This window comes from Pseudonocardia sp. D17 (assembly GCF_036984265.1).
Classification (GTDB): Bacteria; Actinomycetota; Actinomycetes; order Mycobacteriales; family Pseudonocardiaceae; genus Pseudonocardia; species Pseudonocardia benzenivorans.
In genome coordinates this window covers 1-21,956 of record NZ_BPRG01000216.1, presented here as the reverse complement: position 1 = coordinate 21,956, position 21,956 = coordinate 1, and the positions used below count along the sequence as shown (strand labels likewise).

Sequence of the window (21,956 nt, the reverse complement as noted above, 5' to 3'; positions counted from 1 at the left end):
GTACGCCGAGACGCGGCACACGGGAGGCGACGCCCGATGATCGACCACAGCGACCGTGCCGGATGGCGGCGGTCCACCATCGCCCGCCAGACGGGCACCGAGATCGGCGTGTACCACGCAGCCGATGCCGGGATCGACGACGACCCGACGGCGCCGTGGGCAACGGTGTGCGAGACCCACTCGACGGTCGTCCTGCACCGGACCCGCCGTCTGGCCGACGGCCACGCGGCCGACCCGTGCGGCTGGTGCCAGTACTGCCGGGCCGCCGTCGACGGGTCCCCGCTGTGCGCCGACGACGGCGAACCGATGGACCGGCGCGGCGACGAGTGGGTCTGTCCCCAGTGCTACGCCCGGACCCCCGCCGGGGCGACCCGATGACCGCCCAGCGCGTCGCGGTCTACTGCCGCATTAGCCTGGACCCACGCCACAAGGAGGAGGGCGTCACGCGCCAGCGCGCGGACGGCCTGGCGCTGTCACAGGCCCGCGGCTGGGACGTCCAGGGCGTCTACACCGACAACGACGTCCAGGTGCTGCGGCCGGGCGCGGTGCGCCCCGAGTACGACCGGATGATGGCCGCGGTGGCCCGCGGTGAGGTGACCCGGATCGTCGCCTACGGCCTGTCGCGCCTCGTCCGCAACCGCCGCGAACGCGCGGAAATGATCGACTTCCTCGGCCAACACCGGGTGTCGATCACCCTCGTGAAGGGTGGGGAGATCGACCTCGGGTCGGCGTTCGGCCGGACCACCGCGGGCCTCATGGGTGAGGTCGACACGATGGAGTCCGAACTGAAGGGCGAACGTGTCGCCCGCGCCGCGCTGGCCCGCGCCGAGGAGGGCCGCGCCTCGGGCCACGTGCTCTACGGCTGGCGCCGTGAGTACCAGCGCACCGACAGCGGCGCGGTCCTGTCCTGGCGGGACGTCGAGTGCGAGCAGACCGCGCCGGTGGTCCGCCGCATCGTCGCGGAGTTGCTGGAGGGCCGGTCTCTGCGCGACGTCGCGAACCGCCTCAACGCCGACGGCATTGCCCCGCCTCGGCGGCACCTGCGCCAGGTGAACGGCCTCGACGACCGCCCCGCCCTGAAGGTGGCCGAGACGTGGCAGACCGGCACCGTCCGCAAGATCGCGGTGCGCCCGGCGAACGTCGGCGTTCGGATGCGCGGACGCAAGGCGTTCGCCGACGCCGCCTGGCCCGCGATCGTCGACCGCGACCTCCACGACCGCGTGGTGGCGTTGCTGACCGCGCCGGGCCGGTCCAAGGTCAAGTCGGGCGCGCGGAGGCACCTTCTGACGTACGGGATCGGCGTGTGCGGCGTGTGCGGGTGCCCCCTGCGAATCCACTCGGCCCGGCGTAGCAACCGGCCGACTCACGCCGCACAGGTGATGTACCGCTGCGACCGGTCACACGCCGGGGGCGGCAGCGCGTGTGTCGGGCGCAACCAGGCCAAGGTCGACGAGTTCGTGACCGACGCCGTCCTGACCCGCCTGTCGCGGTCTGATGCGGTCGACCTGGCGACCCGCGACGCCGACGACACCGCGGCGGCCGAGGCCCGCGACCGCGCCGCCCACGCGCGGGCCAAGCTGGTCCAGCTTCAGGACGACCACGACGAGGACGTGATCGACCGCGACCAGTACCTCCGTGGCACCAAGCGCTGGCGCGCCGTCCTCGCCGAGGCCGAGACCGAGGCCACCCGCGCGGTCCAGAACGTCCCGCCCTCGGCGGTGGCGGCCCTCGGTAGCGACGCCATCCGCCAGGTGTGGGCGGAGATGAACGTGAGCCAGCGCCGGACGCTGATGATCGCGCTGGGCGTCGTCGTCACGATCAACCCGTCCGCGACCCGCGGAACCCAGTTCGACTACACGGCGATCGGTGTCGAGTTCGGCCGGGACGTCGACGCCCTCGGGATGCCGCGCCAGATAGCCTGACGCGCCGCCGTACCGCGGCAACGAAACGGCCCCCCGCCCACGGAGCGGGGGGCCGTTCGCGTTGTTTCCGAGACGCCCCGTCCGGGGCGACGTACCGGACGGGGCGCCCGGTCAGTGTGGCATGCGGGTTACGGGGGTCCGCCCCCGAGCGATTCGGCCACTCTCGACAGTGTGGCCCGGTCGGCGCTGTCGAGGCGTCGCCACAGTTTGATCAGCCGCGCCAGCTCCGGGTCGTCGACGGGCGGGCCGAGGGGGATGCCGGTGTCCTCGGCGAACGCCACGGCCACGTCCACGACGTCGCAGCCGATGGCCCGCGCGATGTCCTTCATGGCGGACACCTTGGGCATCTGGTCGATGTTCGTGGAGGGTTTCAGGTAGTACGCGATGCGGTTGGGGTCGAGGTCGGCGGCGAGGGTGAGCTGCCGGACGGTCACCCCAGGCCGCCGTTCACGGATCAACGCGCGTAGATGCTCAGCAGGCATTGGGTCAGCGCCTCGTCTCTCGGTAGCAGGCGAGACGGCTCTCCCGTCTCGGTCTCACGGTAGCGAGCCCCCTCGGAGTTCCGTGGCACCGTGTGGCGCCGTGTGTCACGCGTGTGTAAGCAAGTAGCACAGAGTAGCGCGATGTGCGCTATGAGTTGACACAACACGCCGAGGGCAGGCAATGTCTGCCGTGTTGCGACGCATGGCCTAGCGCCAGCCGCCGACTGGCCCAAACGTCGCGACACCGTTACCCCCCGTAGCGGACCGGCGGCCCCGAACCCCCGGCCCCGCGCGCGCTAGGAAGGCACTCCCCGTGACCGCTCCACTCGGCGCCACCCAGGCCGTGATCGACGACCTGAAGGCGTCCATGAACGCCACCTACACCGACCACCTCCTCACCTACGCCCAGGCATCCGACGTGCTGGGCATCAGCCGATACACCCTGTCGCGTCTCATCCGAGACAAGCGGCTGACACGGGCGATCCACGGCGGGCGCTACTTCATCACCCGCCAGTCGGTCGCGGACTACATCGCGGCGATCCGGCGTCCCTCGGCGGCTCCCCAGCCGACGGCCCCCGACCGCCGCACCGCGTAGCCCCATGTCCGCCGGAACGGGTGGCGTTACCCGTCGGCGTCCCGCGACGCGGCGCCTGACCGCGACCCAGGCCCAAGCGGAGCGGGACGCCTGTATCGCCGCCATCGTCGCGGCGGCCCCGCCGCTGACCGCCGCCCAACGTGAGGCCGTGGCCGCCATCTTCGGCGCCCACCGGCGCCGCCGACGCCCCGCCTCCTGACACCCAGAACCCCGCCCCCACGGGGGGTTTCCAAGACACCCGACACCCCACCCGAAGGGTTTCGTCATGTCCCGTCCCCACGTCCCGGCCGGTGCCTGATGGTGGACCGTCCGCTGTTCACCGACCCGGCGACCGGATTCGCCGACTGGTTCGAGGCCGCCTCGTCGGCCGTGACCCGCGCCCTCCACGACGCGACCCTCCCGCCACCGTCGATGGTGTGGGTCACCACGGACGCCGTCGGCGTCTACCCGTGGTCGATCTACGGCACCGCCTCGGCGCTCCTGGCCTGGGCCGAGCATCTGGCCGAGGTCACCTGGCGGACCGAGTCCGTCGACTACGGCACGAAGATCGTCGGCCGGGGCCGCCTGTACGGCGTGCCGTGCGAGCTGCAAGGCACCACACACCGGCACGTCCCCGCCGAGGTCGACGACGCCGAGGACGCCGTACGACACCTGGCCGCCGAGGAGGGCCGCGCGTGACCGCGGCGTACGTCGGCGCGCGGGAGGTCCTGGCCGTCGAGGACGTCCCGTCCCGGTGGGTCGACAAGGACACCGGCACCCCGCGGGTCTACCGGACCATCGTCCGGTTGCTGCTTGACGACGGGTCCGAGGTCTACGGGTGCACCAAGTGCACATACACCGCGGAGAAGGTCACCAGCGTGGCGTCGCACCAGCGCGCGCACGGCCCCCGCGACACCTCGACCGTCGTCGCGCCGACCCGGAAGAAGCCAGGCCCGGCCGCGGGCACACCCAAGATCACCCAGCGGCCCGGCGCCGGGACCCCGGCCGACCGCACGATCCAGGGCCGCCCCACACCCGGTGACCGCCAGCGCGCCGTCAAGGCCGAGGCCGCCCTGTACCGCATCCGCGACCTGATCGACGAGGTACTCCCGCGATGACCGAACGCCGGAACGTGATCGTCCTCGACACCGAGACCGACGGCCTCGACACCGAACTGAACCGGGCCGTCGAGGTCGGGTACCTGTCCTGGCCCGACGGCGACACCGGCCCCCGCGGACTGTTCATCCCGCCGCACACCCTCGACTACGCCACCCCCGAGGCGTTGCGGATCAACGGGTACCACCAGCGGATCGCGCACCGCCGCCGCGACTACGGGTACGCCCAGACCCGCGCCCTCCACGACGCCCTGTCAGGGAACACACTGGCCGGGGCGAACGTGGCGTTCGACGCCGCGATGTTGTCGCACCTGTTCCGAGAGGCGAACCTCCGCCCGTACGCGCCGTGGCATCACCGGCTGCTCGACATCGAGGCGTACGCGGGCGGCCTCCTCGGGTTCGCCCCCTGGGACCTGCCCGGCCTGACACGGCTGTGCGAGACGGTCGGCGTCCCGCCCGGCGACCACGGCGCCTGGGCCGACGCCGTGGCGGCCTGGCACGTCCTGTCCGCGGTCGCCGACCACGCCGAGGCCCTGGTGACGGCATGACCGCCGAACTGACCGTCGACCAGCAGGCCCAGCTAGCGGCCCGCCAGTTGGTCGCGAAGGTCCTCGCCGACGCGATCGCCGCCGAGGTCAAGGCCGCCCGCGCCGCGCTCGAACCCACCATCCGCCCCGGCGGGAAGGTCGTCGCGGTGTTGCCGACCGGCGAGGAGGTCGGCGACGTCCAGCGGACCAAGGTCGCCCTGTCCGCCGTCGTCACCGACGAGGACGCCCTGATGGCCTACGTCGAACGTGCGCGCCCCGACGAGATCGTCACCACCCGCGCCATCCGGCCGTCGTACCTGTCGGCGCTGCTGGCCGACGCGAAACGCCAGTTGGACGACCCCGACGGCGACGGCCTCGTGGTCGACGCCGACGGGGAGATCGTCCCCGGCATCGAGCTGCTGCCGGGGTCCTCGTCCTACCGCCCGACCGTGTCCCCAGCCGGGCGCAAGGTCATCCGCCAGAAGCTCGCCGACCTCCTCGGCCCGCTGGGCGACGTCCTCGAACTACCGGCGGCCGGGTCGTGATCGTCGTCGCCGCCAGCGCCCCCCAGTTCTGCCCGGTGTGTGGCGGGCGCCGGGTCGTCGAGGCCCGGCTGATGCCGGGCGTCCCCTCGGCCCCATCCCGCCCCGCCCGGTGCCCGCACTGCACCCCGGCCGCCTCGGCGGCCCCCATCCCGTACGTGATCCGACCGCGGAGGACCCCGTGACGACCAAGGCCAAGGCCACACCCACCACCGAGGCCGCGCCCGACGAGACCGCGCCCGCCGAGAACCCGTACGCCGACGGCGCCGAGGTGACGCACCCGTCGCTGGTCGCGGCCCTGGCCGGGTTCCACCGCGAGCTGCCCCGCGTCGGGAAGGACAACACCGCACAGGTCAAGTCCGACAAGGGGTCATACACCTACCGGTACGCCGACCTGTCCGAGATCAGCCCCGTGGTGCTGCCCCTCCTGGGCCGCCACGGCCTGGCCTGGTCCACGACCCCGACCATCGACGACGACGGCCGGTTCGTCCTGGCCTACGAACTGGCCCACACCTCGGGCGACCGCAAGGCGGGCATGTGGCCGCTGCCGGACCCGCGGTCCACCCCGCAGGTCCTCGGGTCCGCCCTCACCTACGCCCGCCGCTACACGCTGTGCGCGGTGACCGGGATCGCGCCCGGACAGGACGACGACGACGCCCAGGCCGCCAGCCAGCGCACCACCGAACGCCCCGCACCCCAGGCCCGCCAGGACCGCACCCGCGCCGCCCAGGCGGCCACGGCCCAGGCCGACGAGGGCCAGCCGACCAGCCGGTCCGCGGAGGCCGCCCTCGAACTACTGGCCCGCACGTGCGCCGACAAGGGATGGGACCGGACCAAGGTCGCCGAGCGGTACCAGCGGGAGACCGGCCGCGCCCTGGCCCGCGCCGCGATGCGCGACACCGAGGAGTACCGGAAGAAGCTCCTCGCCCTACCGGACGCCGACCTGGCCGACATCCGCCTGACCCCGCCCGACGGCGATGTGCCCCCGCCGGACGAGGCCCCGCCCGCCGAGGGGGACTGATGGCCGGGGAACCCACCCACCGATGCCCCGGCGGATGCGGCCGGGCCGACGTCTCCGCCGACCTGTTCGCCTGCTCCGCGTGCTGGTACCGCCTCCCCACCGCGATCCGTGACGCCCTCGTGGAGGGCACCCAGGACGCCGTCGAGCAGGCCCACGAGGCGTTCGCGCGGATCGCCGCCGAGGACGCCGCCCGCCGCGTCGGCACCATCCGGTACGAGGCCGCCAGCGGCGCGTACTACCAGTGGATCGGCCAGTCCTGGCGCCTCGTCACCCCCGGCGAACTGGACGTCGCCGCCTGGGAGTCGTCCCGGCGCGGCACGCCGAACCCGTTCGTCGAGGCCCGCCGGGGTGACGTGTCGTGAGCCTCGAACCGGTCGGCGGGGCCATCGCCCACGCCCTCCCGGAACCGCCCGAGGGGTGGCGCCAGCCGACCCCCAACTCCATCGTGTTCCACCTCGTCGACCTGTCGATGGAACTGGACCGGGTCCGGGCCGACGCCGAGCGGTACGCCCGCGACTGGATCGACGCGAAACAGGCGTACGAGGTCGCGTACTCCCGCGCCATCCTCTCGTCCGGCCAGTCCTCGGCCGACCGGCGCAAGGCCGAGGCCGTCGTCGCGACCGCCGACCTGAAGCTCCACATGGAGATCACCCACGAACTGATGCGGTCCGCGAAGGAGGCCGCCGACACGATCAAAGAGCAGATCAGGGTGGGCCAGTCCCTCGGCGCCGCCGCCCGCGCCGAGTGGGCCGTGTCGTTCGGGCCGAACCCATGACCGGCGACTACTACGCCCGCACCTCGGCGACCCACCTCGACGGAACGCCGATGTTCGCCACCGCCGAGGACACCCGCAATGAGGACCAGGTCGCGGCCCTCGTCGAACGCGCCTGGCGGTGCCGCCTCCACCGGTTCGGCACTCTGGCCGCCGTCGACTGGTTCGCCACCCGCGACGGCCGCCCCGTCGGCGTCCTCGAACTGAAATCCCGCACCCACCCCAGCGGCCAGTACCCGACGGTGTTCCTCAACGTCCGCAAGTGGCTGGCGCTGCACCTGGCCGCCGCCGGGATGGGCGTCCCCGCCCTGTTCGTCGTCCGGTTCACCGACGCCATCCGCTGGATCACCCTGGCCGACGTCGCTGCCGGGGCCGTCCGGATCGGCGGCACCCGCCGCCCCGTCAAGTCCCGTTCGGACGTGGAACCGGTGATCGACGTCCCGGTGGCCTCGATGACGGTCCTGGGTGGCCTGCCGTGAGGACCTGGACCGAGGCCCGCGGGAAACGGGTCGTCGCCCGCCGGTCCGGCGGCTGGTGCGAGACGTGCGACCTCCAACAGGCCCACGACTGGCACCACCGCCTCAACCGGTCCCAGGGCGGCACCTGGGCGCCCTCGAACGGCCTGCACGTGTGCCGCCCGTGCCACGACTGGATCGGCCTGTGGCCCGTCTCGGCGCTCGAACGCGGCTGGCACCTCGAACCCCACGAGGACCCGCGCCGGGCGCGGGTCTGGCTGGCCCGGCACGGCTGGTCCCTGCTCCACGACAGCGGCGACGTCGACCGCCTCGACGTCGCCCACACACACCATTGGTAGAGGAGAGACTCCACATGGCCGGGGAGACCCTGGTAACGATCGTCGGCAACCTCACCGCCGACCCCGAACTACGGTTCACGCCCTCGGGCGCCGCGGTCGCCAACTTCACCGTGGCCTCGACGCCCCGCCAGTACGACCGCCAGTCCGGCGAGTGGCGCGACCTCGACGCCCTGTTCATGCGCTGCAACATCTGGCGCCAGGCCGCGGAGAACGTCGCCGAGTCGTGCAAGCGCGGCATGAGGGTGGTCGTCACCGGCCGATTGCGCCAGCGGTCGTTCGAGACCCGCGAGGGGGAGAAGCGCACCGTCGTCGAGTTGGAGGCCGACGAGGTCGCCGTGTCCCTGAGGTACGCGACCGCCACCGTCGAGAAGACCACCCGCGGCGGCGGTGGCGGGTTCGGCGGCGGGGCCTCGGCCGGTGGCTGGGGCGCCTCGTCCAGCGACGACCCGTGGGGGTCCGCGCCGCCCGCCGGTGAGTACCGGCCCGACGACGAACCCCCGTTCTGATGGGCGCCGTCGGCGCCGCCGGGGCCTACCGGGACGCGTTCAACGGCGTGGCCGAGTACGCCACCCAGTGGGCCCGCGAGCACCCCCGCGCCTCGGCCGCGGAACTGGCCGCCCGCCTCACCGCCCAGGCGGCGGCGTTGAACGCGATCCGGCGGGGCCGGTGCCCCCGCTGCGGCGCGCCCGCCCACATGCGGTTCGGGTCGGCCCAGTGGGTGCACAGCAACGGGAAGCGCGGGTGCCCCTCGTGACCCGGCCGCCCACGCCGTTCGCGAACGGCACGGAGGTCGACTGGTGGCGATCCGGCCGCTGCGACCGGTGCACCCACGACCACGACGAGGGCGGCGGCTGCGACCCGTTCGTGTACGGCGTCCTCATCGATTGCGGCTGGGCCACCGACGGCCGCCTGTACCCCGTCCCCAAGACCGCGTCGAACCCGCTGGGCGTCGAGTGCCACGAGTTCACGCCCACCCACCCCGATCAACCAACCGAGGAGGACACCCGTGGCTGACGCCACCGAACCCCAGACCGACGACCCCCAGTCGTTCGCCGCGTTCCTCGTCCAGCACGCCCGCGGCCGATCCGAACGCGAACTGTCCGAGAAGCTCCGCGACCTCGTCCAGGCCGTCGAGGACACCGGCAAGGGCGGATCGATCACCTACACCCTGTCGATCAAGCCCCAGGCCAACGCGGAGCACGCCGTCCTAGTCCAGGACGACATCAAGGTCAAGACACCCACCCTCGACCGGCCCGCGTCGATCTTCTTCGCCGACGAGGCGTACCGCCTCGTCCGGTCCGACCCCCGCCAGATGACCATCGACGGCCTCATCCCCCAGGAGCGCTGACCCGTGCCCACCAAGACCACCGAGACCGTCGACGACTTCCCGGCGCGCACCGTCGAGCGGCTGGCCCGCGACGCCGAACGCGCCGCCGCCATCCCGTTCGAGGACATCGAGGGCGGCCTGTTCGCCCGCGTCCTCGACGAGGGCGAACGCGTCGAGGTCGTCAACCTGGAACACACGCTGGCCGCGCCCCGCGCACCCCGCGGCGACGCGACCCTGTGGGACCCAGCCGACTTCGTCTCCTACGTCAACCGGCTGGCGTCGGCGTCAACGACGCTGTGGGCCGACCCCGAGGCCGCCCGCATCACGGCGGTGTTCGACGACCACACCGACGCCCAGACCGCCGGGTGGCGCCGACACCGCGCCACCCTCGACGTCCGCCGCGACCCCGAATGGCAGGCATGGGTCAACCGGTCCGGGCACCTCGGCACCCAGGAGGAGTTCGCCGAACACCTCGAAGACCACTACGCCGCCGTCGTCAACCCCGACGCCGCGACCATGCTGGAAGTCGCGACCACGTTCCAGGCCCACCGCAACAGCGCGTTCGAACGCGGAACCCGCCTCCAGTCCGGCGACGTCCAGCTCCGCTACAGCGACACCACCTCGGCCAGCGCCGGAGCACGCGGCCACCTCGAAGTCCCCGAGACGTTCACCATCAGCGTCGCCCCGTTCCTCGGCGTCGCCCCCGTCGAGATCACCGCCCGGCTCCGCTACCGCATCGCCGACGGCCGGTTGCGCATCGGCTACGTCCTCCACCGCCCCGACCTGGCCGAGCGGGAGGCGTTCGACCGCATCCGCGCCACCGTCATCGACGGCGTCTCCGCCGACGCCCACCTCGGCGCCGCACCCGGCCAGCTCCACCGCGACCGCAACGCCGACCGCCGCATGTGACCCACCGGCCGGGGGCGGACCCAACCGCCCCCGGCCGGACGGCCCCCACCACCGAGAGGAGGTGACACCCATGGCCCGCATCCGTCAGGTCAAACCCGACTTCTTCACGTCCGAGGCCATCGCCGCGATCCAGCCCCACCGGACCCGCCTGACGTTCGTCGGCCTCTGGACCCACGCCGACGACAACGGCCGCTGCCGGGATAACGCCAAGCTGATCAAGGCCGCCGTCTGGCCCCTCGACGACGACGTGACCGTGGCCGACGTCGAGGCCGACCTGACCGAACTGGCCCGCCTCGGCCGCATCACCCGCTACCAGTCCGACGTCGGCCCCCTCATCGCCGTGACCAACTTCCGCGAACACCAACACGTCAACCGCCGGTCCAAGACCACCCTCCCACCACCCCCCGGCGAGACCGACGACGACGACCCAGAACCGCCACCCGCCGCCACACGGCCCCACACCCGTCGTGCCGCCCGCCACGCCCCTGTCACGCCGACAGAACCCGTGCCACACAGCGGTGTCCCTGAGCACTCAGTGAGCACTCACGGAGCCCTCACTGCACACGTTGCGACCTGCGGAAACAACGTGATCCACGGTCAATTCAGTGAGGACTCAGTGAGCACTCACGGAGCACTCAGTGAGGACTCACGCCCGGTATGGGGTATGGGGTATGGGTATGGGTATGGGGGAGGGGGCGCGCGCGACGGCGTGACGGCTCACGCCGACAGCGGCGCGGCCCCCGCCGCTGACGCGGCGCCCCCCCGATGCCGACGGCATCGAGACCTGCCCGTCGACGACCCCGGTCCGGCGTGCGTCGGGTGCCGGTCGGTCCGGCTCGCCCGCAACCGCGCCGCCGAGGCCGCCGAACGGCAGCGGGCCGAAGACGCCAGACGGGGGCGCATTGACGCCCAGTTGGCCGCCAGACGCGCTGACGGCCCCATCGCGTCCGCCAGTGGCCGCCAGGCCGCCCGAGAGGCGTACAGGGCCTCTCAGGCCCGAAAGCGGGGGACGGCGTGAACGTCCTCGGCATCGACACGTCCCTGACGTCGACCGGCATGGCCTGGATCGGCCCGGACGGCGTCCCCCAACCGCACACCTCGGCGACCAAGTCCGACGGCAAGGCGGGCACCAGTCGCAAGCTCGCCCGGCTCCGCCACCAGGTCGGCGCGGTGATGGAGGTCGCCGCCCGCGCCGACCTGGTCCTGATCGAGGGCCTGTCGTTCGGGTCCCGCGGGTCGGCGACGCGGGACCTGGCTGGCCTGTGGTGGCTGATCGTCGACGAGTTGTCGGCCCTCGACGTCCCCGTGGCCGTCGTCGTCCCGGCGGTCCTGAAGAAGTGGGCGACCGGCAAGGGCAACGCCGACAAGTTCGCCGTGGGCCAGGCGATCGGCCGCCGGTGGCCCGCGGTCGACCTGGCCAACAGCGACGAGGCCGACGCGCTGGTGTTGGCCTCGATGGGCCTGCACCACGCCGGGACGCTCCCGTGGACGCCGACGGCGGTTCAGGCCCAGGCGTTAACCGCCATCGACTGGCTGGCGGCGGCGTGATCGACCTGTGGCACTACACGTGCGGCGACCACGGCGCGCCCGGCATCGCCGCAACCCGGTGCCTGCTCCCCAACCGGCACCCCTGGCTGCCGTACCCGCTGGTGTGGCTGACCGACCTGGACGTCCCGATGCGCGGCCCGCTGGGCCTCACCTCGAACACGCTGGGGTGCGACCGCACCCAGTACCGGGTGCGCGTCGCCGGGGACGGTGCCGTCCCGTGGTCGCGGTACCGGCGGGTCATCGGTCGCCACCTGGCCTACCCGTTCGAGTCGACGCCCGGCGCGATGCCCCGGCACTGGTGGGTGTCGACCCAGCGCGTCCCGATCCTGTCCGACCCCGAGGAGACCCGCTGTGCCCCATGACCTGACCGCCGCCTACGCCCAGACCCAGCACGGTCCCGACGACCCGGACCCGCGCGCCGCGGTCGTCGTCGCCTCGTTCGCCCGCGACGTCGAGGACGCCCGGCTCCTCCTCGACGCCCTCGGCCTCGACCGCGCGGCCGTCGCCACGTCCTCGGCCCTGCTGAAGCTCGCCCGCCGGACCGCCGACCCGGCGGCCTGACCGAACGGAGACCCCATGTCCGACTACATCAGCGACACCGTCCACACGTTGGCGCGCAAGGTGTTGGCGACCCCGCTGCCCCCGCTGTTCAGTCCTCGGCCCGAGGGGTTCGACGACGTCCAGCGCCGGGCCGTGTGCCTGACGCTGGCCCGCAAGGCGCTGGCCGACGGGTCCTCGACCTACGACCTGATCGCCGCCGCCGACTACCTCGACCGCGGGTACCTCGACGACGAGGCTGGCCCCGTCGTGGACGAGGACATGCGCGCGGCGGAGGCCGCCGACGAGGAGGGCGCCGCACACCCGTGGGCCAGCCTCGACAACCTCGACGGCAAGGCCGCTGAGAAGACCGGCTACGCCCCGACCGACCTGCGCGGATGAGCCCCCAGGGATTGCGGTCGTGCCTCGTGGTCGTCCTCGTCGACGTCGCGCTGGTCGCCGCCGTCCTGTGGTGGGCCCTGTTCCGCTGACCCGAGAGGAGACCCCGATGCCCTGGTGGGGATGGCTGATCGCCGCCGTTGTCGCGGCCGTGTTGCTGTCGTGGCTGTTCGTGAACGTGTTCATCGTGTCGACCATGCGCGGCGTGATCCGCGACGACCTGGCCGACGGCGTGGACCGACGCCTGGGACGCCGCCACAGAGTCACCCGACCCGACCGCCGGTGAACCCCCGAGAACTGGTCGACGAGATCGACCGGCGGCTGGCGGCCGACGAGGAGGTCCCGCTGAACATGGCGGCGAACCTCCTGGCCGCGATGCCTCGGGCCGAACGGGAACGGTGGTTGCGGACCCTCGTCGAACTGGCGTGGCGACCGGACAACATCGACCCGTAGCAACAGCGACGCCCCCGGTCGGAGTGCCTGCCCCGGCCGGGGGCGATCACCGTCAGCACAGCGGGACCAACGTCGATCGCGGGTCGGCCGCAGAGTACCCCGACCTCGTGGAGGCCCCGCCGTGGATCGCTACGCCCTCACCTGTTCCTGCACCTGTCACGGCCGAGGCCCGTCCGCGCCGTGCGACCCCGAGTACCCGGCCGGATGCGGCGCCGACCACGTCCGCCAGCACACGGCCGCGACGACCTGCCCCGGCTGCCACCGGCCCGTCGCCGACGGCGCACTGTGCCGCGGGTGCACCACCGCGCTACGCGACGACCTGGCCGAGGTCGCGGGCCTGTCCGGCGAACTGGACACCTGGCGGGCCAAGCTCGACCGCATCGGGTCCCGCGCGCCCCGCGGCGGCCAGAACATCCCGTTGGGGTACCGGCCCGCCGCCGTCGAGGTCGCCGACGTGCTGCACATGACCCTGGCCGGGTGGGCCCGCGACGTCGCCGAGCACACCGGCGACCCCGACATCCCGACCGACCCGCACGCGCCCGCGCTGGCGTCGTGGCTGGCCGACCGGTTGGAGGCCGCCCGTCACCTGACGTTCGCCGGGGTCCTGGCGGACGAGGTCGGGTACGCGGTGCGCACCGCCCGACGGGCGATCGACCGACCGGCCGACCGCACGTACGCCGGGCCGTGCGACGTCGAGCTGCCCGACGGCGCCCGGTGCGACGCCGACCTGTACGCGTTCCCCGGCGCCGACCACGTGGTGTGTCGGGCGTGCGGCGCCCGCTACCTGATGGCCGAACGCCGCGCCTGGCTCCTCGACGGCGTCCGGGAGCACCTGGCGACCGCGGCCGAGATCAGCGCCGGGGTGGGGGAGCTGTACGGCCAGCCGATCAACCGCCGAACGATCACGACCTGGCACCACCGCAACCGGTTGCCCGAGCGTGGCCGGACCGCCCAGGGCTATCCGCTGTACCGGATCGGCGACGTCCTGGACCTGGCGGCCTCGTCGATCACCCGTCCGGTTGGCGGCCCGCGCGCCAAGTTGACCTCCGCCGCGGGAGCGTGAAACCGTCCCTGATGTAGACAGGCACCCGTGACCCAAGATCACGAGTGATCGGATGACCGAGCGGCCCACCCGCCGGGCCGATGCCGGAGCCGATCGCCTGTCACACATGCCGCGTCACCGGGTCCGATCCGGTCTGCCCGTGCAAGCCGGGCGCGCGGCTCCAAACGCAGGAACGGCCCCAGCGCTCCCCTCGAACGCGCTGGGGCCGTTCGGGTTTCCCCCGACGATCAGCGGCACGGCCCCAGACGCGGGTCGTCCGGGTCGAGGCCGTTCGCCACGGCCATCGCCCGGTAGTCCTCGTGGAGTTCGTGCCCGCCGTCGTGGACCCGGTCGAGGTCGATCCGCCCCGCCGCCAGCCGCCTCCGCACCGACAGGTTGTGATCGGCCCCGCGCAGCAGGAACCCGGCGCACGTGGCCGGGTGTTCGGCGCCGGACTCGTGGCACGCGAAAGTCTCCTGGGCCATGTCGTACGCGGTGTTCGCGCTGTGCCCGAACGCCTCGGCCGGGAACTGGCCGGTCTGGTCGACCCGCCACGGGCATCCGCCGCACGGCTGGCGCCGGTAGGCCCCGGTGCCGCCCTCGACCCGCACGACCTGATGATCAGGCCCGGCGGCCCGGACCTTGGTCACCCGGCCCTTCACCGGTCGGCCTCGTCGAGGCTGGCGGTCCAGGTGTACCCGGCCCGCGTCGGCCGCCGGGTGAACCGCACCGCGCGGCGCCCGTCGACGTGCGCGCACAGCGGGCACTCAACGCCCCCAGGGCCGACCGAGGGATGGCGGACGTCGGACAGGCACGCCGGACAGCGCCACCTCGACAGCGTGGCCGACAGACGTCGCAGCGCCCGCATCTGACCCGCCGACACCCGCGCCCCGTCCGCGAACCGCCAGTCGACGTCGAACGAGTGGCGCCCGACGTCGAGGAGCCCCGCGATCAGGTCGCGCACCTCGGCGTCGAGGTCGGCGAACCGCTCGACGTCGGTCGCGCTGTTCATCCCCGCGGGTAGCCCGTCGACGACCGCCACCCAGAGATCGTTCTCATGGGTCACGGTGACGTGGTACGTCGCCGTCACGGGGTGACCGCCTCGACCGGGGCGTGGTGGTGGCTGTCGAGGCCAGCCGGGTTCGCGATGCCCTGGCCGTAGGCGTCGACCCACCGGCCCGCGGCGCCGTCGTTCCAGTGCCGCCCGGCCTCGTCGAACGGCACCCACGTGATCCGCGTCGAGCACACCCCGCACCGTGCCACCGTCCCGGCCGCCAGGCCGCCGTCGACGCGCGCGGGCGCCTCGTCGGCCACCTGGGCCGCGTCGGGGTCGCGCCGGTCCCAGTCGCCCACGAGGGCGGCCCGGATCACGCCGAGCGGTAGCGCTACCTCGGTCGCGTCGGGCAGCGCCTCGTACATCCGCACGATCGTCCGCACGTGCTCCCGCGCGGTCGCGCCGCGGTGCCAGGTCGGCGGGGTCACCGGATCACCGCCAGACGGCGCGGCGCCTCGACGACGGCGTGGACCGGACAGCGGTCGTCGTTGTGCGGGCCGCTACCCCAGCCGAGGTCGGCCGCGCGCCGCCGGGTCGCGGCCAGGCGTTCGCCGACCCGGCCGGGAAACTCGGCGCCGCAGTCGTCGGCGTCGCACACCAGCGCCAGGTTCACCCACTGACTCACGCGGTCACCTCCTCCGTCTGGGCGTCCTCGACGCCGAGGGCGTACGGGCGGGCCGCTGTCGCGGCGACGCCGAACAACTTGGCCACTCTGGGCCACCTCCTGGTGATCGCGACCCGCATCCGGCGCACGTCGTCAGCGACGGACGGCAGGTCTGTTCTCGTCGGCTGGTCGGACCACATGCGGTTCACGCGGCCCACCCCCCTGTGATCACTCGGCCACCGAGCGTGGCCGAGTGAAGCAATTTACTCCCGTCGCGCTACGTGACAACACAGACCCGCCGTCTGGTGCCACATCGCGCCACACAACATCATCCGGAGGATGCCGTGCCGACCCGACCCCCGCGGGTGTGCCCGCGGTGCGGCGACGCCGTATCCGGCCGGTGCACCAAGTGCCGCCCCGACGACACCGGCCCCCGCGCCTGGGTCCGCAAGCCCGAATCATGGAAGGGCGGATCGACCCGCGCCTGGCGCCGGTTCCGCGCCGCCTGGCTCGCCGAGCACCCGCTGTGCGTCGGCTACGGCCACCGATGCGGCCGAGTCGCCAACCACGTCGACCACATCCGGTCGCTGGGCACGTTCGCCGCCGGACCCGCCCGAGAGGCCGCCCGGTTCGACCCCGGCAACGTGCAGAGCCTGTGCGTCGACTGCCACCACGCCAAGACCACCCAGGAGTCCATCGACGCCCGCCGGGCCCGCAAGACGCCCGAGGCGTACCCCGACTCACTCTGGTGACCGGTCGTCCTCGGCCAGCCAGTCGTACAGCGCCCGCCGGGTAACCCCGGTGATCCGCTCCAACTGGGTCGGCATCAGGCCGAGGCTGACGGCCTCACGGACCAGCGGGCGCATCGCGACGCTGGCCTCCGCGGCGGTCTGCATCGCCTCCTGGCGCGTGTGGCCCAGCGCGGTCAGCATGTCGACGAGGGCGGCCCGTCGCGCGGTCCGTGCGGCGTCCTCGGTGTTCTCGGTCATCGGGGGGTCCCTCTCGTTCTGTGGGAGCGCCAACGGCCCGACCGTGGACGGCCGGGCCATTGTGGGGTGGCGGATGGTTACAGGCCCACGGACGTCGCGCCGTGCGCGGCCTGCTCCGCGGTGAACCCCTCGAACTGGAGCTGCTTGATCAGTCCGGACCGGGAGAACGCCGAGTAATCCATGTACTCGCGTGCCTTCTTGTCGGCCTGTTCGGTCCAGTCCACGGTGACGTGGTCGACCGCGTACGTCGCGTCAGCCTTGCTGAACCCCTCGAACTGGAGCTGCTTGATCAGCCCGGACCGGGAGAACGCGGTGTACGCCAGGTAGCTCTCGGCCTGCCGGACCGCGTTGGCCTGGGACGTCGTCATGGCCGGGGTCGCGGGCGCCGCGGGCACCTCGACCGCGGGCACGGTGGTGGCGGCCGGGACGGCCGGGACGGCCGGGGCGGCGGGCGCCTGGGCGACCGTCGTCGGCGCGGGCGTCGTGGTGGCGGTCCCGCAGCCAGCCGCGCCGATCGCGATACCCACGACCACGGCGGCGACGGCCCACGGCCAGCGCCGGGCCTTGCGCGTCTTGGCCGGGCGACCGGACAGGGCCGACGGCCACGGGTCAGGGGTGGGCGTGGTGTTGGGCGTGACGTTCATGGTGGTTCCCCTCGGGTGAGTGGTGGTGTCGCCGAACCGGCGGCCCGGTGTTCGGGGCGTCCCGAACACCAGACGGCCGGTTCGGATCACGCCAGGCGGTAGGTGCGCGGGGCGGCCGAGGTCTGGACGGCGTGCCCGTCGGCGACCAACCGGTTGAGCCCCTTCAAGATCGCGCCCGAGGACCGGCCGCCCATGATCCGCGCCAACTTGGCCGGGGTGATCTCGGTGCCGGGGTTCTCGGTCAGCCAGGCCAGCACGTCGGCCCGCAGGTCGCCGCGCCCCTTCAGCGGCAGTTTGGTCGGGCGCGGGGCCTTGACCGGCGCGGCCTCGGCGTCGGGCCCGTCGAGGATCGCGGCGTACTCGTCGCGGGCGACGTAGACCCACAGGTCGCGGCCCAGCGTGTTGTCGCTGCGGTACTGGCCGGTGGTGCCCATCGCGCGCCCCTCGGCGGCGGCGGCCCGGCGCATCGTGGCGACGTGCGCGGCCACGGCCTCGTCGACCATCGCGAGTTCGGCGGTGGCCTGGACGGCGGCGTCGCGGTCGATGTTGGCGTTCGGGGCGTCGATGACCCGGACGTACCGCGGGTCGGCGTTGCGCAGCTTGCGGATGACGGTGTGCATCGCCTGCCGCTCACCCCGGCCGCGGATGCCCGACAGGGTGGCCTCGGCGGCGGCCAAGACCTCGGCGACGGTGCCGCGCAGGATCGCCCACGACGGGCCGCTGGCGGTCACCAGTCCCGTCGCCTGGGCGGCCCGGACGTTGAACGTGGAGATCGACGACAGCTTGACCGAGGGCGAGTCGGCGGGCGCGGCCTCGGCGACCGGCTGGGCCTCGGCGTGGCGGGCGTCCAGCCAGGCGGCGGCCTCGGCGTCGGCGGTGTCGGCCTCGTCGGCGACGAGGGTCCAGGCGCCGTCGGCCTTGACGGCCTGGCCCTCGGCGGCCATGACGGCCAGCGTCTTGCCGACGGTCGAGTACCCGGCCTCGATGGCGGTGGCGATGTCGCGGGCGGTGCGGGCCTGGCCGTCGGCCAGGAGGTCGGCGATGCGGGTCCGGACGGGGGCGGTGGTGGTGGCGGTCATGGGGTCCTCCTGGGCGCGGGGGCCGGTCGTTCCGGCCTTGCGTAAACCACTTTACTCCATCACCGATGGCGATGTGTAGTGGTACACGGATGCGCACTGTGCTCCGCCCCACACCGGACGGTCAAATGACCGGCCTCGTCCTGACGATCGGCCTCGACCGCATCACCGCGCCCCCCGCGGCCCGGCCCCTCGACGCGGCCCACATCGTCGCCCTGGCCCGAGGCCAACGCGCCGACACCCGGCCCGTGATCGTGCGGCTCCTCCCGCACACCCGGCCGCAACTGTTCGAACTACTCGGCGGCCACGACCGCTACATCGCCGCCCAGCTCCGACGAGACCCGGCGATCGAGTGCCAGGTACTCCCGCCGTGACACACCCCAGGGAGACCCGATGTCCCTCACCTCCGACCCGAACGACCCGCGCCTGACCCACGGCCCCGACAGCGAACCCGTCGACCAGGCCGCCGCGTACCTCGTCCTGTCCGACGAGGACCGCGCCGCCGGGTACATCCGCCCCGTCCGCGCCACCTACGTCCACGAGGTCTGCGGCACCTCGACCACGATGGCGCGCCCGATCGCCGAGACCTACGCCCGCGACCCTGGGTTCTACGGCTCCACCTACTGCGTGGCGTGCCGGATGCATCGCCCCGTCGGCGCCGACGGGGAGTTCGTGTGGGACGACGGGACCAAGGTCGGGACCTGATGGCCCGCCAGGTCCGCGGCTGGGATGAACAGGACGCGTTCACCGGCTGGCGCCGCGTCCTGTTCTGGCAGCGCGGGGAGCTGCGCCGCACCAAGGCCCGCGCGAACCGCCGCGACCGACGCCGCTCCCGCTGGGCGCACCGCGCCGACGGCGGCGTGGTCCCGCCCCCCGGCTACGCCGACGAGACCGACCGCGTCCCGGTGATCCTGTCGCCCGGCGAACTGTGGCCCGCCTGCTGCCCCGGCGTGACCCTCGTCGACCACGACGGCATCGGGCCCTCGGCCCTCCTCATCGAGCACTACCGCCAGGCACACGGCCGCACCATCGCCTGGCGCACAGACACCCCGGCGCACGGCACCCCCACCGGACCGTCCGGCAAGGGGGATCGGGGGCCAAGCGTCGGGGGCTGACTGACGTCGAGACGGGCGCAACTCGGACCCGCCCGTCTCGACGTCGTCCACCCACCGCGGGGGAGAACACGCGATGGACATCCGCCAGGCGTTCCACAACCCCAAGACCTGGCGCCGGGTCCACGCCGCCCTGACCGTCGCCTGGTTCGCCGCGGTCGTGCCCACACTCCTGGTGTGGTCCGACTCGGTCCTGTGGGTCGCGCTGATGTCCTGTTGGGCCAACGCCGCCGCCCACTTCTCCGCGTGGCAAGGCGCCCGCGCCGAGGAGGGCGAACAGTCTGGGGGGTGATCCGCCGCCCGGCACTATGACCCGTCACCCCAGAACAGCGGTGGCGGTTCCCAGTCCTCGACCGTGGTGCACGTGATCTCCCACCCGCCGCGCCCGTCTGGTGTCGCATCGGTGACCGTGGCCGTCCACGTCGACCCGTCCGGGCCCCGGAACGCGATCCGCGCCCCCGGCCGGATGTCCAGCACCTCGGGCGGCCAGCCACCCACGGGCATCGCCCACACCTGACCCCGCGGTACCCGCGGGTCCGAGTACACGTCGATCCCCAGCCGCGCCGACGTCACCGGCTCCAGCCGGGGCCACGGCCCGTCGTCCTCGGCGTGCGGGTCGTCCAGGTCGTCAGCCACGATCCCCCCAGTACCCGCCGACGTACGCCGCGTCCCAGGCCCGCCGGTCCACACACACCGACCCCGTGTCGTCGCCGTCCCGCAGGTCCAGGCGCCAGCACTCCGGTTCGGTGTCGACCACCGGGTAACACGGGCACCCGCCGATAGTCATGATCGTCGTGTACGTGGCCGCCGGGTCGTACCCCTTCCCGACGATGCGGCCCCGGTCCACGCCGCACCCCGCGCCCAACACGGCGACACCGAGGACCACGCCGACCCAGACCGCGCGCCTCACGACGGGTACGCCTCACGGTGCCCGAGCACGTACAGCACCCGGCCCACGAGGTCGGCCGCCGTCTCGACGGCCACAGCGTCGGCGTCACCCGGTGACGCATCGGCCCGCCGCACCGCGGGCACCTCGGCCACCACCCGGCCACTCACGTACACCTCGACGATCGCGCGCCCCGCGTCCTCGACGTACACCACGTCGAGGGTCACCGCCGCCACGGCCGCCGCCCACCAGGACGGGGGACCCCGTCGACCAGGGGGCCGGGGTCAACCACCGGGGGGCCAGGGTCAACGACCGGGGGGGCCGGGGGCCGCAACCAGGGGGGCGGGGGGTCAACACGGGGGACCGGGGGCAACGCCCGCGCCAACCCCGGCAGACTCGCCGCGTCCACCTCGAACGCCGCGAACATCCCCATCGGCTCCGCATCCTCACCGATCGGCACCACGAGACCAGGCCCGACGACCAACGCACGCGACGCCGTAATCGTCGACGACCACAGACACGACACCGGCCCACCCTGACGCGTGTACCTCCGCACATCAGGGTGACCCAGCAACTCAGCCACACCCACAGCCAACGGCGCCACCAACCACGACGCACACGCCAACCGAACACCAGGCACAGACTCGGTCACCATCGCCTCGCCTCGATCGCACACAGCACTAGCGATCACACACACGCTCCGACCAACCACCGAGAACCGCCACGGCCGCGCCGCCGGGACCGGCACCTCCCCCAGGACCCCCGGCCCCCTCACCCCGCCACCCCCACCAGCCGCACCCCGACCAAGGGGAAGGGGCGTCGAAATCGCTGGCGCACAACGGCGGGCCACCGCCGCAGGTGGTGATTCTTTCGCCGTGCCAGGTTTCGGCACTGGAGTCCGGACAGGAGGTCGTCGTGCCGTGGATCGGCCGTGACCGGATGGAGTCGTACCCGCGCTGGCAGCTCGCCGCGATCGTCGTGGGCCTGGCGCTGTTGGCGTTGCCGGTCCCGGTGGTGGTGGACCTGGTGTGCGGCGGGTTCGTGGCTGTCGCGTTCGTGCGGGCCCTTCGGCCCGTCCGCCGTCGCTGACCCCGAGGAGGTCGTGATGCTGGCTCTGATCGTTGCCGCGTTGATCGTGTGGGTGGTCCTGGCCGTCCTGGGGTTCACCATCAAGGGCCTCCTGTGGCTGGCGGTCATCGCGTGCGTTCTGTTCGTGATCACGGGTGCGCTGGGCGCGTTGCGTTCCCGTCGGTGACGTGGGGGCTGGCGTGGTGGTACGCGGCGGTGTCGGCGGTCATCGTGTGGTGCGCGCTGGCCGTGGGGATGCTCGCCGCGCTGGCGATCAAGGCCGCGCGGTGGGTGCGCCGTCGTTGGTGATCGGCCTGCTGGTCGAGGTCGTCCGCTGGTTGCGTCGCCGGTAGGTCCGGCGGAGCGCGCGGCAGTCGCGGCACACCCACCACAGCGGCCCGTTCGCGACGACGGCGTGGTGCCACGCGCTGTTATCGCGGTAGCGGCGCCAGCGGGTCAGCCGTCGGCGCCTCACCCCTGATCCACCGGTGTGGGTCGGTGGGTGAGCGTGGCGTAGAACGAGAATGCCCTCCTGAGCA

Annotated in this window: 44 protein-coding genes; 33 read left to right on the top strand and 11 right to left on the bottom strand. The window is 73.2% G+C overall.

Going from position 1 to position 21,956, the window contains the following annotated elements:
• Positions 1-36: 36 nt before the first annotated feature.
• Positions 37-378: a hypothetical protein gene (locus tag PSD17_RS29095; protein WP_339125597.1), complete on the top strand. Its 342-nt coding sequence runs from the start codon at positions 37-39 to the stop codon at positions 376-378.
• On the top strand, positions 375-1,922 hold the full coding sequence (locus tag PSD17_RS29090; protein ID WP_339125595.1) for a recombinase family protein: 1,548 nt from the start codon (positions 375-377) through the stop codon (positions 1,920-1,922). The genes PSD17_RS29095 and PSD17_RS29090 overlap by 4 nt, the downstream gene beginning before the upstream one ends.
• A gap of 128 nt (positions 1,923-2,050) precedes the next feature.
• On the opposite strand, the gene PSD17_RS29085 is transcribed toward PSD17_RS29090, so the two are convergent.
• Complete coding sequence (locus tag PSD17_RS29085) at positions 2,051-2,356, bottom strand: hypothetical protein (protein ID WP_339125593.1); 306 nt, start codon at positions 2,354-2,356, stop codon at positions 2,051-2,053.
• Positions 2,357-2,717: 361 nt separating this feature from the next.
• Here PSD17_RS29085 and PSD17_RS29080 point away from each other — a divergent pair, with 361 nt between their 5' ends.
• The 23 genes from PSD17_RS29080 (at position 2,718) to PSD17_RS28970 (ending at position 14,005) form a co-directional block, all read left to right on the top strand.
• Positions 2,718-2,999 carry a helix-turn-helix domain-containing protein gene (locus tag PSD17_RS29080; RefSeq protein WP_339125592.1) on the top strand — a complete coding sequence of 94 codons (282 nt, stop codon included), beginning with the start codon at positions 2,718-2,720 and terminating at the stop codon, positions 2,997-2,999.
• A gap of 297 nt (positions 3,000-3,296) precedes the next feature.
• The gene (locus PSD17_RS29075; RefSeq protein WP_339125591.1) at positions 3,297-3,677 is read left to right on the top strand and encodes a hypothetical protein; all 381 of its coding nucleotides are present in this window, start codon (positions 3,297-3,299) and stop codon (positions 3,675-3,677) included.
• Positions 3,674-4,096 (top strand): hypothetical protein, encoded by a 423-nt coding sequence (locus PSD17_RS29070; protein WP_339125589.1) that lies wholly within the window; start codon positions 3,674-3,676, stop codon positions 4,094-4,096. The genes PSD17_RS29075 and PSD17_RS29070 overlap by 4 nt, the downstream gene beginning before the upstream one ends.
• Positions 4,093-4,641: a 3'-5' exonuclease gene (locus PSD17_RS29065; protein ID WP_339125587.1), complete on the top strand. Its 549-nt coding sequence runs from the start codon at positions 4,093-4,095 to the stop codon at positions 4,639-4,641. Before PSD17_RS29070 ends, PSD17_RS29065 begins: the two co-directional genes overlap by 4 nt.
• Positions 4,638-5,165, top strand: coding sequence for a hypothetical protein (locus PSD17_RS29060; protein WP_339125586.1), 528 nt, complete (start codon positions 4,638-4,640; stop codon positions 5,163-5,165). Before PSD17_RS29065 ends, PSD17_RS29060 begins: the two co-directional genes overlap by 4 nt.
• 178 nt (positions 5,166-5,343) lie before the next feature.
• Positions 5,344-6,183, top strand: a complete 840-nt coding sequence (locus PSD17_RS29055) for an ERF family protein (protein ID WP_339125584.1) — start codon at positions 5,344-5,346, stop codon at positions 6,181-6,183.
• Complete coding sequence (locus PSD17_RS29050; RefSeq protein WP_339125582.1) at positions 6,183-6,545, top strand: hypothetical protein; 363 nt, start codon at positions 6,183-6,185, stop codon at positions 6,543-6,545. The genes PSD17_RS29055 and PSD17_RS29050 overlap by 1 nt, the downstream gene beginning before the upstream one ends.
• Complete coding sequence (locus tag PSD17_RS29045; RefSeq protein ID WP_339125580.1) at positions 6,542-6,958, top strand: hypothetical protein; 417 nt, start codon at positions 6,542-6,544, stop codon at positions 6,956-6,958. The genes PSD17_RS29050 and PSD17_RS29045 overlap by 4 nt, the downstream gene beginning before the upstream one ends.
• Positions 6,955-7,434, top strand: a complete 480-nt coding sequence (locus PSD17_RS29040; protein ID WP_339125578.1) for a hypothetical protein — start codon at positions 6,955-6,957, stop codon at positions 7,432-7,434. The genes PSD17_RS29045 and PSD17_RS29040 overlap by 4 nt, the downstream gene beginning before the upstream one ends.
• The gene (locus tag PSD17_RS29035; RefSeq protein WP_339125576.1) at positions 7,431-7,769 is read left to right on the top strand and encodes a hypothetical protein; all 339 of its coding nucleotides are present in this window, start codon (positions 7,431-7,433) and stop codon (positions 7,767-7,769) included. Before PSD17_RS29040 ends, PSD17_RS29035 begins: the two co-directional genes overlap by 4 nt.
• Positions 7,770-7,783: 14 nt before the next feature.
• A complete protein-coding gene (locus PSD17_RS29030) occupies positions 7,784-8,275 on the top strand; it encodes a single-stranded DNA-binding protein (protein WP_339125574.1) in 492 nt (163 codons plus the stop codon).
• Complete coding sequence (locus tag PSD17_RS29025) at positions 8,275-8,523, top strand: hypothetical protein (protein ID WP_339125572.1); 249 nt, start codon at positions 8,275-8,277, stop codon at positions 8,521-8,523. The genes PSD17_RS29030 and PSD17_RS29025 overlap by 1 nt, the downstream gene beginning before the upstream one ends.
• Positions 8,520-8,783 (top strand): hypothetical protein, encoded by a 264-nt coding sequence (locus tag PSD17_RS29020; RefSeq protein WP_339125570.1) that lies wholly within the window; start codon positions 8,520-8,522, stop codon positions 8,781-8,783. Before PSD17_RS29025 ends, PSD17_RS29020 begins: the two co-directional genes overlap by 4 nt.
• A complete protein-coding gene (locus PSD17_RS29015; RefSeq protein ID WP_339125568.1) occupies positions 8,776-9,117 on the top strand; it encodes a hypothetical protein in 342 nt (113 codons plus the stop codon). The genes PSD17_RS29020 and PSD17_RS29015 overlap by 8 nt, the downstream gene beginning before the upstream one ends.
• Positions 9,118-9,120: 3 nt before the next feature.
• Positions 9,121-10,005, top strand: coding sequence for a DUF2303 family protein (locus PSD17_RS29010; RefSeq protein WP_339125566.1), 885 nt, complete (start codon positions 9,121-9,123; stop codon positions 10,003-10,005).
• 70 nt (positions 10,006-10,075) lie between these two features.
• On the top strand, positions 10,076-11,023 hold the full coding sequence (locus PSD17_RS29005) for a hypothetical protein (protein WP_339125564.1): 948 nt from the start codon (positions 10,076-10,078) through the stop codon (positions 11,021-11,023).
• A complete protein-coding gene (locus PSD17_RS29000; RefSeq protein WP_339125562.1) occupies positions 11,020-11,553 on the top strand; it encodes a hypothetical protein in 534 nt (177 codons plus the stop codon). Before PSD17_RS29005 ends, PSD17_RS29000 begins: the two co-directional genes overlap by 4 nt.
• The gene (locus PSD17_RS28995; protein ID WP_339125560.1) at positions 11,550-11,915 is read left to right on the top strand and encodes a hypothetical protein; all 366 of its coding nucleotides are present in this window, start codon (positions 11,550-11,552) and stop codon (positions 11,913-11,915) included. Before PSD17_RS29000 ends, PSD17_RS28995 begins: the two co-directional genes overlap by 4 nt.
• Complete coding sequence (locus tag PSD17_RS28990) at positions 11,905-12,114, top strand: hypothetical protein (RefSeq protein ID WP_339125559.1); 210 nt, start codon at positions 11,905-11,907, stop codon at positions 12,112-12,114. The genes PSD17_RS28995 and PSD17_RS28990 overlap by 11 nt, the downstream gene beginning before the upstream one ends.
• Before the next feature lie 15 nt (positions 12,115-12,129).
• Entirely contained in the window at positions 12,130-12,492 is a 363-nt protein-coding gene (locus tag PSD17_RS28985; protein WP_339125556.1) for a hypothetical protein, read from the top strand.
• A 106-nt stretch (positions 12,493-12,598) separates the two neighbouring features.
• Positions 12,599-12,775: a hypothetical protein gene (locus PSD17_RS28980; RefSeq protein ID WP_339125554.1), complete on the top strand. Its 177-nt coding sequence runs from the start codon at positions 12,599-12,601 to the stop codon at positions 12,773-12,775.
• Positions 12,772-12,942, top strand: coding sequence for a hypothetical protein (locus PSD17_RS28975; protein WP_339125552.1), 171 nt, complete (start codon positions 12,772-12,774; stop codon positions 12,940-12,942). The genes PSD17_RS28980 and PSD17_RS28975 overlap by 4 nt, the downstream gene beginning before the upstream one ends.
• 121 nt (positions 12,943-13,063) lie before the next feature.
• Entirely contained in the window at positions 13,064-14,005 is a 942-nt protein-coding gene (locus PSD17_RS28970; protein ID WP_339125550.1) for a hypothetical protein, read from the top strand.
• Between the two features lie 227 nt (positions 14,006-14,232).
• Here the strand turns inward: PSD17_RS28970 and PSD17_RS28965 are convergent, their stop codons facing one another.
• From PSD17_RS28965 to PSD17_RS28950, 4 genes are read right to left on the bottom strand one after another with little or no spacing between them, the layout of a single operon-like run.
• Complete coding sequence (locus tag PSD17_RS28965; RefSeq protein ID WP_339125548.1) at positions 14,233-14,646, bottom strand: DUF6283 family protein; 414 nt, start codon at positions 14,644-14,646, stop codon at positions 14,233-14,235.
• Entirely contained in the window at positions 14,643-15,050 is a 408-nt protein-coding gene (locus PSD17_RS28960) for a hypothetical protein (protein WP_339125547.1), read from the bottom strand. Before PSD17_RS28960 ends, PSD17_RS28965 begins: the two co-directional genes overlap by 4 nt.
• A 20-nt stretch (positions 15,051-15,070) precedes the next feature.
• Positions 15,071-15,466 carry a hypothetical protein gene (locus PSD17_RS28955; RefSeq protein ID WP_339125546.1) on the bottom strand — a complete coding sequence of 132 codons (396 nt, stop codon included), beginning with the start codon at positions 15,464-15,466 and terminating at the stop codon, positions 15,071-15,073.
• The gene (locus PSD17_RS28950; RefSeq protein WP_339125544.1) at positions 15,463-15,663 is read right to left on the bottom strand and encodes a hypothetical protein; all 201 of its coding nucleotides are present in this window, start codon (positions 15,661-15,663) and stop codon (positions 15,463-15,465) included. Before PSD17_RS28950 ends, PSD17_RS28955 begins: the two co-directional genes overlap by 4 nt.
• 323 nt (positions 15,664-15,986) lie before the next feature.
• Here PSD17_RS28950 and PSD17_RS28945 point away from each other — a divergent pair, with 323 nt between their 5' ends.
• Entirely contained in the window at positions 15,987-16,394 is a 408-nt protein-coding gene (locus tag PSD17_RS28945; RefSeq protein WP_339125543.1) for an HNH endonuclease signature motif containing protein, read from the top strand.
• Here the strand turns inward: PSD17_RS28945 and PSD17_RS28940 are convergent.
• The 3 genes from PSD17_RS28940 to PSD17_RS28930 form a co-directional block, all read right to left on the bottom strand.
• Entirely contained in the window at positions 16,383-16,631 is a 249-nt protein-coding gene (locus PSD17_RS28940; protein ID WP_339125541.1) for a hypothetical protein, read from the bottom strand. The two genes, PSD17_RS28945 and PSD17_RS28940, sit on opposite strands and share 12 nt — an antisense overlap.
• 77 nt (positions 16,632-16,708) lie before the next feature.
• Positions 16,709-17,275 carry an Ltp family lipoprotein gene (locus PSD17_RS28935; RefSeq protein ID WP_339125539.1) on the bottom strand — a complete coding sequence of 189 codons (567 nt, stop codon included), beginning with the start codon at positions 17,273-17,275 and terminating at the stop codon, positions 16,709-16,711.
• 86 nt (positions 17,276-17,361) lie between these two features.
• Complete coding sequence (locus PSD17_RS28930) at positions 17,362-18,354, bottom strand: helix-turn-helix transcriptional regulator (protein ID WP_339125537.1); 993 nt, start codon at positions 18,352-18,354, stop codon at positions 17,362-17,364.
• A 125-nt stretch (positions 18,355-18,479) separates the two neighbouring features.
• Between PSD17_RS28930 and PSD17_RS28925 the strand changes: the two genes are divergently transcribed.
• The 4 genes from PSD17_RS28925 (at position 18,480) to PSD17_RS28910 (ending at position 19,755) form a co-directional block, all read left to right on the top strand.
• Positions 18,480-18,725, top strand: a complete 246-nt coding sequence (locus PSD17_RS28925) for a hypothetical protein (protein ID WP_339125535.1) — start codon at positions 18,480-18,482, stop codon at positions 18,723-18,725.
• A gap of 19 nt (positions 18,726-18,744) precedes the next feature.
• Entirely contained in the window at positions 18,745-19,056 is a 312-nt protein-coding gene (locus tag PSD17_RS28920) for a hypothetical protein (protein ID WP_339125534.1), read from the top strand.
• Positions 19,056-19,466: a hypothetical protein gene (locus PSD17_RS28915; RefSeq protein WP_339125532.1), complete on the top strand. Its 411-nt coding sequence runs from the start codon at positions 19,056-19,058 to the stop codon at positions 19,464-19,466. The genes PSD17_RS28920 and PSD17_RS28915 overlap by 1 nt, the downstream gene beginning before the upstream one ends.
• A 73-nt stretch (positions 19,467-19,539) precedes the next feature.
• Positions 19,540-19,755, top strand: coding sequence for a hypothetical protein (locus tag PSD17_RS28910; protein ID WP_339125530.1), 216 nt, complete (start codon positions 19,540-19,542; stop codon positions 19,753-19,755).
• A 14-nt stretch (positions 19,756-19,769) separates the two neighbouring features.
• Here PSD17_RS28910 and PSD17_RS28905 read toward each other — a convergent pair whose 3' ends face one another.
• From PSD17_RS28905 to PSD17_RS28895, 3 genes are read right to left on the bottom strand one after another with little or no spacing between them, the layout of a single operon-like run.
• Positions 19,770-20,099 carry a hypothetical protein gene (locus tag PSD17_RS28905; protein ID WP_339125528.1) on the bottom strand — a complete coding sequence of 110 codons (330 nt, stop codon included), beginning with the start codon at positions 20,097-20,099 and terminating at the stop codon, positions 19,770-19,772.
• Positions 20,092-20,373 (bottom strand): hypothetical protein, encoded by a 282-nt coding sequence (locus PSD17_RS28900; RefSeq protein ID WP_339125526.1) that lies wholly within the window; start codon positions 20,371-20,373, stop codon positions 20,092-20,094. The genes PSD17_RS28905 and PSD17_RS28900 overlap by 8 nt, the downstream gene beginning before the upstream one ends.
• Entirely contained in the window at positions 20,370-20,576 is a 207-nt protein-coding gene (locus tag PSD17_RS28895; protein ID WP_339125524.1) for a hypothetical protein, read from the bottom strand. Before PSD17_RS28895 ends, PSD17_RS28900 begins: the two co-directional genes overlap by 4 nt.
• 688 nt (positions 20,577-21,264) lie before the next feature.
• Between PSD17_RS28895 and PSD17_RS28890 the strand changes: the two genes are divergently transcribed.
• The 3 genes from PSD17_RS28890 to PSD17_RS28880 are packed head-to-tail and all read left to right on the top strand — an operon-like array spanning position 21,265 to position 21,726.
• On the top strand, positions 21,265-21,438 hold the full coding sequence (locus PSD17_RS28890) for a hypothetical protein (protein WP_339125522.1): 174 nt from the start codon (positions 21,265-21,267) through the stop codon (positions 21,436-21,438).
• Between the two features lie 16 nt (positions 21,439-21,454).
• Positions 21,455-21,604, top strand: coding sequence for a hypothetical protein (locus PSD17_RS28885; RefSeq protein ID WP_339125520.1), 150 nt, complete (start codon positions 21,455-21,457; stop codon positions 21,602-21,604).
• Positions 21,601-21,726, top strand: coding sequence for a hypothetical protein (locus PSD17_RS28880; RefSeq protein WP_339125518.1), 126 nt, complete (start codon positions 21,601-21,603; stop codon positions 21,724-21,726). The genes PSD17_RS28885 and PSD17_RS28880 overlap by 4 nt, the downstream gene beginning before the upstream one ends.
• Positions 21,727-21,956: the final 230 nt, after the last annotated feature.